This window comes from Micromonospora sp. NPDC047467, from assembly GCF_040643095.1.
Taxonomy (GTDB): domain Bacteria; phylum Actinomycetota; class Actinomycetes; order Mycobacteriales; family Micromonosporaceae; genus Micromonospora.
In genome coordinates this window covers 30,668-41,813 of record NZ_JBEYTO010000018.1, presented here as the reverse complement: position 1 = coordinate 41,813, position 11,146 = coordinate 30,668, and the positions used below count along the sequence as shown (strand labels likewise).

Sequence of the window (11,146 nt, the reverse complement as noted above, 5' to 3'; positions counted from 1 at the left end):
GTCGACGCGACCAAGACACCCCGACTTCCAGGAACCCGAGTCGATCAACGCGCGCCACACCGGACGCGACCGGTGTCGTGGCGGGACGTCAGTTGGCTGCGGCCGGCGGCATCGCTTCGTCGGCGACGTACGTGCCCAGTGGCATGACCACCGGCTCGGTGCCGGTCGCGTCCACGAAGGGCCGGGGCGAGTCGGCGACCGCGAACTGGGTCCGGTACAGCTCGGCGTAGAGCCCGCCGACCGCGACCAACTCGTCGTGCCGCCCCCGCTCGACAATCCGCCCACCGTCGAGGACCAGGATCTGGTCGGCGTCGCGGACGGTGGAGAGCCGGTGTGCGATCACCAGCGCCGTCCGCCCGGCCAGTGCCACCGCCAGCGCCCGCTGCACCGCGGCCTCGCTCTCCGAATCCAGGTGTGCGGTCGCCTCGTCGAGGATCACGATGGACGGCGCCTTGAGCAGCAGCCGGGCGATGGCGATGCGCTGCTTCTCGCCGCCGGAGAACCGGTAGCCGCGCTCCCCCACCGTCGTGTCCAGCCCGTCGGGCAGCGACCGGACCAGGTCGGCGACCTGGGCTCCGGCGAGCGCGGCCCAGATCTCGTCGTCGGTAGCGTCCGGCTTGGCGTAGCGCAGGTTCTCGGCGATCGTCTCGTGGAACAGGTGCGAATCCTGGGTGACGACGCCGATCTCGTCGCGCAGGGAGGCGAGCGTCGCGTCGCGGACGTCCACCCCGCCGACCAGGACCTGCCCGTCGGTCACGTCGTAGATCCGCGAGATCAGCATCGACAACGTCGACTTGCCGGCGCCGGACGGGCCGACCAGGGCGACCATCTGCCCCGGCTCGACACTGAACGAGACGCCCTTGAGCACGGGCTCGTTGACCGTCCGGTCGAGCGTGGCCACCTCTTCCAGGGAGGCCAGGGAGATCTCGGCGGCGCTCGGGTAGCGGAACCGCACGTCGCGGAAGTCGACCCGGCCGGTGCCGCGCGGCACGGGCACCGCGTCGGGCTTCTCCACGATGCCCGGCTTCAGGTCGAGCACCTCGAAGACCCGGTCGAAGGAGACGAGCGCGCTCATCACGTCCACCCGGACGTTGGAGAGCGCGGTGAGCGGCCCGTACAGGCGGGTGAGCAGCAGCGCGAGCGTCACCACGGTGCCGGCGCTGACGCCTCCGGTCACCGCGAGCCAGCCACCGAGACCGTAGGTGAGCGCCTGCGCCAGTGAGGCGACAAGCAGCATCGCCACGAAGAACGTCCGCGAGTACATGGCGGACTGGATGCCGATGTCGCGGACCCGCTCGGCGCGGTCGCCGAACCGGCGGGCCTCGATCTCGGGCTGGCCGAAGAGCTTCACCAGCAACGCGCCGGCCACCCCGAACCGCTCGGTCATTGTCGCGTTCATCTTGGCGTCGAGGTTGTACGCCTCGCGGGTGATGTCGGCCAGACGCCGGCCGACCCGGCGGGCCGGAATGATGAAGATCGGCAGCAGCACCAGCGACAGGGCGGTGATCTGCCACGAGAGGGTGAACATCACCGCAGCGGTGAGCACCAACTGGATGACGTTGCTGACCACGCCGGAGAGGGTGGAGGTGAACGCTCGCTGGGCGCCGAGCACGTCGTTGTTGAGCCGGCTGACCAGGGCGCCGGTCTGGGTGCGGGTGAAGAACTGCAACGGCATCCGCTGCACGTGGTCGTAGACCCGGGTGCGCAGGTTGAGGATGATGCCCTCGCCGATGCGGGCGGAATACCAGCGCTGGGCCAGCGAGAGCAGCGCGTCGGCGACAGCGAGCGCGGCGATGAACAGCGCCAGCCGGACCACCAGCCGGCCGGCCTCGGTGCCACCCCGGTTGATCGCGTTGATGACGTCACCGGCGAGCACCGGGGTCGCCACGCCGATGATGGCGGCCAGCACCACGGTGGCCAGGAAGACGATGATGTCGCGCCGGTAGGGCTGGGCGAACGCCACGATGCGGCGGGCCACCCCGCTCTTGAGCCGGTGGGTGGAGACCTCGTCGCGGTTACGCATCGACCGAAGCATGCTCCACCCGGCCATGCCACCGCCGGACATGTGGTTGGACACCGCTCACCTCCGGGTCGTCGGGCGGACCGCACCGTCAGGTCAATTCTCCCGACGACTCTGACAACCTCGGTCGTAACCCGGATCTTCCCGGACGGTCCTTACTATTCTCCCCTGCCGGCGAGGTCCCGCAGTCGGCGGGTCTGTGCCTCCCGCTCGGCGCGCTGCTGGTCGGCGTGCGAGCGTCCGGCCGCGCCGGCCACCAACGCCTTGATCTCCACCACCGCGTCGCGGGCACCGGCGAGCAGGCCCGCCGCCAGGTCACTGACCGCGCCGTCCAGTTCGGCGGGCGGTACGACGAGAGTGGCCAGCCCGATCCGGTCCGCCTCGGCGGCGTCCAGCCGGCGGCCGGTCGCGCAGATCTCCAGCGCCCGGGAGTAGCCGACCAACTCGACGAGGCGCTTCGTGCCGGCCAGGTCGGGCACCAGACCGAGGGTCACCTCGGCCATCGACAGCTTCGCGTCGGTGGTCAGGACCCGCAGGTCACAGGCCAGCGCGAGCTGGAACCCGGCACCGATCGCGTGGCCCTGCACGGCCGCGACGGAGATGACATCCGGCCGGTGCAGCCAGGTGAAACCCGCTTGGAACTCGGCGATCTGGGCCGCGCACTCCTGCTCGGGCAGCGTGGCCAGCTCGGCGAACGACCCGGGGCCGGACGCGCCGGCGACCGCGAGGTCGAGGCCGGCGGAGAACGCACGCCCCTCGCCACGGACCACCACCACCCGCACGTCGCCGGGCAGGTCGCGGGAGAAGTCGCTCATCGCACGCCACATCGCGGGCGTCTGAGCGTTGAGCACGTCGGGCCGGCACAACGTCACCGTGGCGACCGGCCCGTCGCAGGCCAGCCGAACCCCGGTCGCCTCGGCGGTCACCGGGCGGCCCGGGGCGCGGCGCTGGTGGACGACGCTGGGGGGCGGGTCACGCCTTCTTGCGGCGCCGGGCGCCGCCACGCTGGCGCAGCTGCACCCCGGACTCGGTGAGCACTCGGTGGATGAATCCGTAGGATCGGCCGGTCGAGGCCGCCAATGCCCGGATGCTCTCCCCCGAGGTGTACCGCTTTACCAGGTCCTTGGCGAGCGTCTGACGCTCGGCTCCGACGATCCGGCGACCCTTCTCAGTGCTGGTGGCTGTGCCAGTGGCTGCCATACTGTGTCCTCACGTCCCAGACTGTGCGGTTCGGATACGGTCACACCTATTAGACCGCCTCGAACGATCATGCGCCAGATATCAACTCTTCGCCAACCGACACGCTATGCAATGTCAGGTTCCCGATAGAGTGATCCTCGCAATCGGCCCGCACGTACCGCTCGGGTAGGGCACCGCCGAGCGGCGACCCGGGCCGGCGGCCCGTAGCCTTCGGTCGTGATCGACCTGTTGGGCACAGCGGCCGGCGCGGCCGTGGTCTTCGCCGCCACCAACATCGACGACATCGTCATCCTGACGCTCTTCTTCGTCGCGGCCCGCACCACCGGTCGACCCCACACCTGGCAGATCGTCGCCGGGCAGTATCTGGGCATCAGCGCGCTCGCGCTGGCCAGCGTCGTGGTCGCCGCCGGGCTGCTGGTGGTGCCGGACCCGTGGACCGGGCTCCTCGGCCTGCTGCCGATCGCGCTGGGCGTCCGCGCGCTGCGGCCCTCCGACGACGAGGCCCCGGCGGTCGTCACCGGGATACTCGGTGTGGCCGGGGTGACCATCGCCAACGGCGCCGACAACGTGGCCGTCTACGTACCCGTGTTCCGGACCCTCGGCGTGGCCGACAGCGCGGTGTTCCTGCTGGTCTTCGCCCTGCTCATCGCGCTGTGGTGCGCGGCCGGGGCCTGGCTGGGCGGGCGACCCCAGGTGGTCCGGCTGGTCGAGCGCGCCGGCCACTGGCTGGTGCCGGCGATCTTCGTCGGCATCGGGGTGGTGATCCTGGTCAGCTCCGGCGTGCTCGGCCGGATCGTCGACCTGCTTGGCTGAGGATCAGCCGAGCAGGCCGCCGAACGTGCTCAGGCCAGCTCGACCAACTCGAGAAGGTCGTCGCTCCAGGCGTCCTCGTCGCCGTCGGGCAGCAGGATGGCGCGATCCGGCTTGAGCGCCAGCACCGCGCCCGGGTCGTGCGTGACCAGCACGATCGCGCCCGGGTAGTTGGCGATCGCGTCGAGCACCTGCTCCCGGCTGACCGGGTCGAGGTTGTTCGTCGGCTCGTCGAGCAGCAGCACGTTGGCGCCGGAACAGACCAGGGTGGACAGGGCCAGCCGGGTCTTCTCGCCACCGGAGAGCACCCCGGCCGGCTTGTTCACGTCGTCTCCGGAGAACAGGAACGCGCCGAGGATCTTGCGCAGGTCGGTGTCGGACTGCTCGACGGCGGCGGCGCGCATGTTCTCCAGCACCGTCCGCTCCACGTCCAGCGTCTCGTGCTCCTGGGCGTAGTAGCCCAACCGCAGCCCGTGCCCGGCGTGCACCTCGCCGGTGTCCGGGGTGAGCAGGCCGCCGAGCATCCGCAGCAGGGTCGTCTTGCCTGCGCCGTTGAGCCCCAGGATGGCCACCCGGGAACCCCGGTCGACCGCCACGTTGACGTCGGTGAAGATCTCCAGCGACCCGTACGACTTGGACAGGCCGGTGGCGGTGAGTGGCGTCTTGCCACACGGCGCCGGGCTGGGGAAGCGCACCTTGGCCACCCGGTCGGCGACCCGCACCTCCTCCAGGCCGGAGATCAGCTTCTCGGCACGGCGGGCCATGTTCTGCGCCGCGACGGTCTTGGTGGCCTTGGCCCGCATCTTGTCGGCCTGCGCCATCAACGCGCCAGCCTTCTTCTCCGCGTTGGCCCGCTCCCGGCGGCGGCGCCGCTCGTCGGTCTCGCGTGCCTCCAGGTACGCCTTCCAGCCCAGGTTGTACACGTCGATCACGGAACGGGTGGCGTCGAGGAACCAGACCTTGTTGACCACCGACTCCAGCAGCGCGCCGTCGTGGGAGATCACGATCAGGCCGCCCTTGTGGTTGGCGAGGAAGCCCCGCAACCAGGTGATCGAGTCGGCGTCGAGGTGGTTCGTCGGCTCGTCGAGGAGCAGGATGCCGCCGCCGTTCTCGCCCGCGTCGCGGAACAAGATCCGGGCCAGCTCGATGCGCCGCCGCTGACCGCCGGACAGCGTGCCGATGGTCTGCGCGAGCGCGCGGTCCGGCAGGCCGAGGTTGGCGCAGATCCGGGCGGCCTCGGCTTCGGCCGCGTACCCGCCGAGGGCGGCGAACTGGTCCTCCAGCGCGCCGTAGCGACGGACCAGCTTCTCGTCCGTGTCCTCGGCGAGGCGGGCCTCGATCTCCTGCATCTGTGTCATCAGCACGTCGAGGCCGCGAGCGGAGAGCACTCGGTCGCGGCCGGTCACCTCGAGGTCGCCGGTACGCGGGTCCTGCGGCAGGTAGCCGATGGCGCTGCGCTGGTCGATCTGCCCGCCGTACGGCTGGCCCTCGCCGGCGAGCACCTTGAGGGTGGTGGTCTTGCCGGCGCCGTTGCGGCCGACCAGGCCGATCCGATCACCGGGCTGCACGCGCAGGGTGGTGTCGGACAGCAGGATCCGGGAACCGGCACGCAGTTCCAGGCCGGTGGCAGTGATCATCTGTTCGGGGCTCGCTCTCGGGGTCCGGAAGGCTGACTCGGGGCACGCGAAACGGCCGGCGGGGTCAAGAGGCCCGACGGCGCGGGGGCGGTTCAGCCTTCGCAGCGCAGCACCCGACAAGTGTACCGGGCGCCGCTGGACGCCCCTCTCGGATTACCAACCAAGATCATCGGGTATCGAAATTGCCGTCCGGACCCCATCCGGCAGTGCAATGACAGAACGACATCAAAACGACAATCACCGGCATACGGCGATCGGGGTCAGCATGGAACTCAACGAGCGGGCCGAACTCGACACGTCCCAGGTCAACGACCGGGGCCGGGGCGGTGGAGGCGGCGGTGGCCTCGGCATTCCGCTGCCCGGAGGCGGTGGGCGCGGCGGCCTGATCGGCATCGTGGTGGCCGTCCTGTTCGCGCTCCTCGGTGGCGGGTTCGGCCTGAACGCGATGACCAACGGCGACGAGGGCGGCGGGCAGGCCGGCGGCACCGACCTGGAGCAGCTGTGCTCGCGCGAGAACGCCGGGCGCTTCGACGACGTACGCTGCCGCAACGTGCTCTTCGTCAACAGCATCCAGGGCTACTGGGAGAAGGCGTACCCGGAGCTGGGCAGCGGGAAGTACGAGCCGACCGACACCAACTTCTTCCAGGCGGCGGTCAACACCGGCTGTGGGCAGGCCGACTCGGGCGTCGGCCCGTTCTACTGCCCGGCCGACCGGCAGGTGTACATCGACCTGAGCTTCTACGACGAGCTGGCCTCCCGGTTCGGCGCCAAGGGCGAGTTCGCCCAGCCCTACGTGCTCGCCCACGAGTACGGCCACCACGTCCAGAACCTGCTCGGCACCAACGAGAAGGCCGGTCGGGGCGACCAGAGCGGCCCCCGCTCCGCCTCCGTACGCCTGGAGTTGCAGGCCGACTGCTACGCCGGCGCCTGGGCCAAGTACGCCACCGAGAGCAAGGACAAGACCGGCCAGGAGCCGCTGTTCAAGTCGATCACCCAGACCGACATCAGCGAAGCCGTGCGGGCCGCCGAGGCCATCGGCGACGACAGCATCCAGCAGCGCTCCGGTGGGCAGGTCAACCCCGACCAGTTCACCCACGGCACCTCGGAGCAGCGGCAGCGCTGGTTCCAGCAGGGCTACGACCGCGGCGACCCGAAGACCTGCGACACCTTCGGCACCGACCAGCTCTGACGGGTCGATCGTGCCGACGCGGGCGCCTCGACGGCCGGGACCGGCCGTTGGGGCGCCCTTTCACATGACCGGGCGCGGGTTCGCCGCATGCGCCGGCGCCCCAGCAGGTCAGGCGGGCGGGGCGGGATCTCGGACCAACACGCGGACCGCCCGGGCAGCCGCCACCGAGGCGACCAGCACGGCGTGTCGGGGTTCGGGAACGTCGAGCAGCCTCTCGGCCCGCAGCGCGGCGAGCGGGGCCAGGCGTCGGTCGGCGAGGATGCCGTCCACCGTACGCCGATCACCTCCGGCCACCACGGCGTCGAGCGTGGCAGCCTCCGGCAGCAGCAGCCGCACCGCGAGCTCGACCGCCTCACCGAGGGCGGCCTTCGCCTGGTTGTCGCGCCGGCGGGCGAAGCGGTGCTGGGACCACCCACCCGCGGCGGTACGCCCCTGCACGTAGCGACTGTCCACCTTGGAGACCACCAGGCCCTCCCCCGCCGCCACGCCCATCGCGACAGCGCTCTTACGCGCCAGCAACAGCCCGATCCGGCGTGGCGCGGCGGCAGCGGCGAGAAAGTCGGGCAGGTCGCCGCCAAGCTCCGCGCCGGGCGGGGCGTGCAACTCCGCGGTGGCACCGTCGGGGGCGGCGAGCAGCAGCCCGTACCCCTGGATGGTCGTGGTGGGCGGGCCGTGCCGTTCCGCGAAGCCGTCGACCCAGCGACCGAGCCGGACCGGATCGACCTCCACCCAGCGACCACCACCGGCAGCGGGTCGACTCGACATAACCCGAACCTACGGCACCACCCCCACCCCACCCCACACCGCCCGCCCTGCCGCGCCCGCGCCCGCGCCCGCGCCCGCGCCCGCGCCCGCGCCGGTGATCATGAAGTTAGCGTCGCGACACGCCGTCATCGGGGACGCTAACTTCATGATCACCGGGCCGAGAGGCGCGCGGTGAGTGCGCGGGCCGAGGGGTAGGGGCAGGGGCTTAGGTTTGGAGGAGGACGGTGAGCGCCAGGGCGGCGATGATGGCGCTGGAGGTGAGGGCGGTGGCGCGTCTGCCTCGGGAGCCGGTGAGGAGCCGGCCGACCAGGGTGCCGCCGCCGGCGATGAGCAGCTGCCAACTCGCCGAGGCCACGAAGGCGCCGAGCACGAACAGCACCGCCGCCGACCCACCGGAATCGACGGAATCGCCCCTGCCGAGGACCAGCGCGGCGAAGTAGACCACCGTCGCCGGGTTGAGCAGGGTCAACGCCAGGATGCCGGCGAAGGCGCGCAACGGAGTGTCCATTCCGCGACGGCTCCGCCCCTCGGTCGCTGGCGCGGGCCGAAGTGCGCGCCACCCGGTGTGCGCGGCGAGCGCGAGCAGCACCGCGGCGGCCGCTATCCGCAGCGGGCCGGCCACCGGGGCGACGACACCGGCGACAGCCGCGCCGGCGACGGCGGCGACAGCCGCGTACAGGCCGTCGGCGGTCGCTACGCCGAGCGCCCCGGCCGCGCCGACCCGAAACGAGGTACGCGCACTGAGCCCCAGGATCAGCACCGCGATCGCCCCGACCGGGATGGCGACGCCGTAGCCGGCCACGAGGCCGGCGAGGAACGCCCCGGTCACGGTCGTCGGTGCCGAGTCGAGGCGCGGCCCGCAAGCGTGCGCTGTCGACACGCGGCGATGGCCGCGCCGACAGGAAGCTGCATCCGGTACGCCTCGATCACCCGCTCATCCTGCGCGGCTCGGGCCGACTGACGCCACCGCATTTCCGCCGTCCCCTGTCCGACCGAATCAGGTTGCGCGATCATGGCTCGCTTGGGCCCGCCCGAGCGCGCCACCGGCCGGCCATCAGCCGGGCAGCGCGGCGCGGGACGGCGCTCGAACGTGGCTGGAAACGCGTCGAGCGCGGCACCCAGGCTGGGTGCCGCGCTCGATGGTGCCGACCGGGGTCGGCTCAGACGTTGAAGCCGAGGGAACGGAGCTGGTCCCGGCCCTCGTCAGTGATCTTGTCAGGGCCCCACGGCGGGAGCCACACCCAGTTGATCCGGATGTCGTTGACCAGGCCGCCGCCGGGGCCGGTGGTCAGCGCCTGCCGGGTCTGGTCCTCGATCACGTCGGTCAGCGGGCAGGCCGCCGAGGTGAGCGTCATGTCCAGGGTCGCGACGTTCTCGTCGTCGACGTGCACGCCGTACACCAGGCCCAGGTCGACCACGTTGATGCCGAGCTCCGGGTCGACGACGTCCTTCATCGCCTCCTCGATGTCGGCGATCATGGCCTTGCTGACGCCGCCCGCCGGGGCGGCGGCGTCGCCGGCACCGGTCGTCACGGCACCGTCGGTCGTCAGAGCACCGTCGATCGCCGTGGCACCGTCGGTCGTCACGGCGTCGGTCTGCGGTGCCGCGGTGGCGTCACCGGCCTCCGGCGTCGCCGCGGTAGCGGTGTTCTCGCTCATGCCGTCCCTCCGCATCGCTTCGTGATGCCACAAGGCACCACAGTGTCATTCGCTCGCTGACGCACGGTCACGCCTTCACCTCCGGGCTCGCGCCCACACCGGCGCGTGCCGCGGCGTCCTTGAACGCCATCCACGGCAGCAGCGCGCACTTGACCCGGGCGGGATAGCGGGCCACGCCCGCGAATGCCACCCCGTCACCGAGTACGTCCTCGTCCGGCGTGACCTGACCACGACCGGACATCAACTCGACGAACGCCTCGTGCACCCCGAAAGCTTCCCGGGCCTCCCGGCCGCGCAGCAGTTCGTGCAGCACGCTCGCCGAGGCCTGGCTGATCGAGCAGCCCATCCCGTCGTACGAGATGTCGTGCAGCACGGTGCCGTCGGTGGCGACCCGGACGGTGACCTCGTCGCCACAGGTCGGGTTGACGTGGTGCGCCTCCGCGACCTGGTCGCCCGGGTCGTCGGCGTCGCGCAGGCCACGACCGTGCGGATGCTTGTAGTGGTCCAGGATGATCTCCTGGTAGAGCTGGTCGAGCTGCACCATCAGTCGAACACCTTCCGCACCTGCTCCAGACCGCCCACCAGAGCGTCGATCTCCTCGGTGGTGGTGTAGAGGTAGAACGAGGCCCGGGTCATCGCCGGGACACCGAACCGGCTGCACACCGGCTTCGCGCAGTGGTGGCCCACCCGCACCTGCACGCCGAGCGAGTCGAGCACCTGGCCCACGTCGTGCGGGTGCACGTCACCCAGCGCGAACGAGATGGTGCCGCCCCGGCCGACCGGCACGGTCGGGCCGAAGATCCGCAGGTCGCGCACCGAGCCGAGGGCGTCCAGCGCGTACGCCGTCAGCTCCTTCTCGTGCCACTGGATGGCCTGCATGCCGATCCCGGTCAGGTAGTCCACGGCCGCGCCGAGCATGACCGCCTCGGCGATCGGCGGGGTGCCCGCCTCGAACCGGGCCGGCGGCGCGGCGAACGTCGACCGGGCCATGGTGACCGTCTCGATCATCGAGCCGCCGCCGAACACCGGCGGCATCGCCGCGAGCAGCTCACCCCGGCCCCAGAGCACACCGATGCCGGTGGGGCCGCACATCTTGTGCCCGGTGAAGACGATGTAGTCGGCGTCCAGGTCGACCACGTCGATGGGCAGGTGCGGCACCGACTGCGAGCAGTCCAGCAGCAGCAGCGCGCCCACCTCACGGACCCGCGCGGTGATCCGGGAGGTCGCGTTGACCGTGCCGAGGATGTTCGACATGTGCACCAGCGAGACGATCTTCGTCCGTTCGGTGACCAGGTCGTCCAGGCCGGACTCGTCGAGCCGGCCCTGGTCGGTGACCGGGAACCAGCGCAGGGTCGCGCCGGTCCGCTCGCAGAGCAGCTGCCACGGGACGATGTTCGAGTGGTGCTCCATCTCGGAGATCACCACCTCGTCGCCCGGGCCGAGCCGGAACCGCGGGTCACCGTCCGGGCGCAGCGAGGCGTTCGAGAAGGCGTACGCCACGATGTTGATCGCCTCGGTGGAGTTCTTGGTGAACACCACCTCGTCCGTGCTCGGCGCGTTGATGAACGCGGCGACCTTGGCCCGCGCGCCCTCGTACGCCTCGGTGGCCTCAGTGCCCAGCGTGTGCACCGAGCGCGACACGTTGGCGTTGTGCCGCGCGTAGTGCTCGGTGAGCACGTCGAGCACCTGCCGGGGCTTGTGCGAGGTGTTGGCGCTGTCGAGGTAGACCAGTGGGTGGCCGTTGATCTCCCGGTCCAGGATCGGAAAGTCGGCGCGCACCCGAGCCACGTCGAAACGCGGCACGTCGTCGTACTGCGGCATCCCCTGCGGGATCGCGATGCTGGTCATCTCGGCAGCGCCTCTCCCG

The 11,146-nt window shown here is 71.3% G+C and carries 11 protein-coding genes; 2 read left to right on the top strand and 9 right to left on the bottom strand.

The window, feature by feature from the left end; genetic code table 11:
* Positions 1 to 88: 88 nt before the first annotated feature.
* From ABZ780_RS30885 to ABZ780_RS30875, 3 genes are all read right to left on the bottom strand, one after another.
* Positions 89 to 2,065, bottom strand: coding sequence for an ABC transporter ATP-binding protein (locus ABZ780_RS30885; protein ID WP_357488303.1), 1,977 nt, complete (start codon positions 2,063 to 2,065; stop codon positions 89 to 91).
* A 113-nt stretch (positions 2,066 to 2,178) separates the two neighbouring features.
* Positions 2,179 to 2,946 (bottom strand): enoyl-CoA hydratase/isomerase family protein, encoded by a 768-nt coding sequence (locus ABZ780_RS30880; RefSeq protein WP_357488293.1) that lies wholly within the window; start codon positions 2,944 to 2,946, stop codon positions 2,179 to 2,181.
* A 46-nt stretch (positions 2,947 to 2,992) separates the two neighbouring features.
* Positions 2,993 to 3,220: a helix-turn-helix domain-containing protein gene (locus tag ABZ780_RS30875; protein WP_007462679.1), complete on the bottom strand. Its 228-nt coding sequence runs from the start codon at positions 3,218 to 3,220 to the stop codon at positions 2,993 to 2,995.
* 216 nt (positions 3,221 to 3,436) lie between these two features.
* On the opposite strand from ABZ780_RS30875, the gene ABZ780_RS30870 reads away from it, so the two are divergent.
* Positions 3,437 to 4,033 carry a cadmium resistance transporter gene (locus ABZ780_RS30870; protein ID WP_357488292.1) on the top strand — a complete coding sequence of 199 codons (597 nt, stop codon included), beginning with the start codon at positions 3,437 to 3,439 and terminating at the stop codon, positions 4,031 to 4,033.
* A gap of 29 nt (positions 4,034 to 4,062) precedes the next feature.
* Here ABZ780_RS30870 and ABZ780_RS30865 read toward each other — a convergent pair whose 3' ends face one another.
* Positions 4,063 to 5,667 carry an ABC-F family ATP-binding cassette domain-containing protein gene (locus tag ABZ780_RS30865; RefSeq protein ID WP_357012874.1) on the bottom strand — a complete coding sequence of 535 codons (1,605 nt, stop codon included), beginning with the start codon at positions 5,665 to 5,667 and terminating at the stop codon, positions 4,063 to 4,065.
* A 265-nt stretch (positions 5,668 to 5,932) separates the two neighbouring features.
* On the opposite strand from ABZ780_RS30865, the gene ABZ780_RS30860 reads away from it, so the two are divergent.
* Positions 5,933 to 6,856: a neutral zinc metallopeptidase gene (locus tag ABZ780_RS30860; protein WP_357012875.1), complete on the top strand. Its 924-nt coding sequence runs from the start codon at positions 5,933 to 5,935 to the stop codon at positions 6,854 to 6,856.
* A gap of 108 nt (positions 6,857 to 6,964) precedes the next feature.
* On the opposite strand, the gene ABZ780_RS30855 is transcribed toward ABZ780_RS30860, so the two are convergent.
* The 5 genes from ABZ780_RS30855 to ABZ780_RS30835 form a co-directional block, all read right to left on the bottom strand.
* Positions 6,965 to 7,621: an acVLRF1 family peptidyl-tRNA hydrolase gene (locus ABZ780_RS30855; protein WP_357488291.1), complete on the bottom strand. Its 657-nt coding sequence runs from the start codon at positions 7,619 to 7,621 to the stop codon at positions 6,965 to 6,967.
* A gap of 205 nt (positions 7,622 to 7,826) precedes the next feature.
* Entirely contained in the window at positions 7,827 to 8,450 is a 624-nt protein-coding gene (locus ABZ780_RS30850) for a LysE family transporter (protein ID WP_357488290.1), read from the bottom strand.
* A 331-nt stretch (positions 8,451 to 8,781) separates the two neighbouring features.
* Positions 8,782 to 9,279 carry a metal-sulfur cluster assembly factor gene (locus ABZ780_RS30845; protein ID WP_357012878.1) on the bottom strand — a complete coding sequence of 166 codons (498 nt, stop codon included), beginning with the start codon at positions 9,277 to 9,279 and terminating at the stop codon, positions 8,782 to 8,784.
* A 67-nt stretch (positions 9,280 to 9,346) separates the two neighbouring features.
* The gene (sufU, locus tag ABZ780_RS30840; protein ID WP_357012904.1) at positions 9,347 to 9,820 is read right to left on the bottom strand and encodes a Fe-S cluster assembly sulfur transfer protein SufU; all 474 of its coding nucleotides are present in this window, start codon (positions 9,818 to 9,820) and stop codon (positions 9,347 to 9,349) included.
* Between the two features lie 2 nt (positions 9,821 to 9,822).
* The gene (locus ABZ780_RS30835; RefSeq protein ID WP_357012879.1) at positions 9,823 to 11,127 is read right to left on the bottom strand and encodes a cysteine desulfurase; all 1,305 of its coding nucleotides are present in this window, start codon (positions 11,125 to 11,127) and stop codon (positions 9,823 to 9,825) included.
* Positions 11,128 to 11,146: the final 19 nt, after the last annotated feature.

Bases quoted from the DNA above. Each gene is read 5' to 3' on its own strand.
- ABZ780_RS30855 (WP_357488291.1), bottom strand. From the start codon at position 7,621: ATGTCGAGTCGACCCGCTGCCGGTGGTGGTCGCTGGGTGGAGGTCGAT.
- ABZ780_RS30865 (WP_357012874.1), bottom strand. From the start codon at position 5,667: ATGATCACTGCCACCGGCCTGGAACTGCGTGCCGGTTCCCGGATCCTG.
- ABZ780_RS30860 (WP_357012875.1), top strand. From the start codon at position 5,933: ATGGAACTCAACGAGCGGGCCGAACTCGACACGTCCCAGGTCAACGAC.
- ABZ780_RS30835 (WP_357012879.1), bottom strand. From the start codon at position 11,127: ATGACCAGCATCGCGATCCCGCAGGGGATGCCGCAGTACGACGACGTG.
- ABZ780_RS30875 (WP_007462679.1), bottom strand. From the start codon at position 3,220: ATGGCAGCCACTGGCACAGCCACCAGCACTGAGAAGGGTCGCCGGATC.
- ABZ780_RS30845 (WP_357012878.1), bottom strand. From the start codon at position 9,279: ATGAGCGAGAACACCGCTACCGCGGCGACGCCGGAGGCCGGTGACGCC.
- ABZ780_RS30885 (WP_357488303.1), bottom strand. From the start codon at position 2,065: ATGTCCGGCGGTGGCATGGCCGGGTGGAGCATGCTTCGGTCGATGCGT.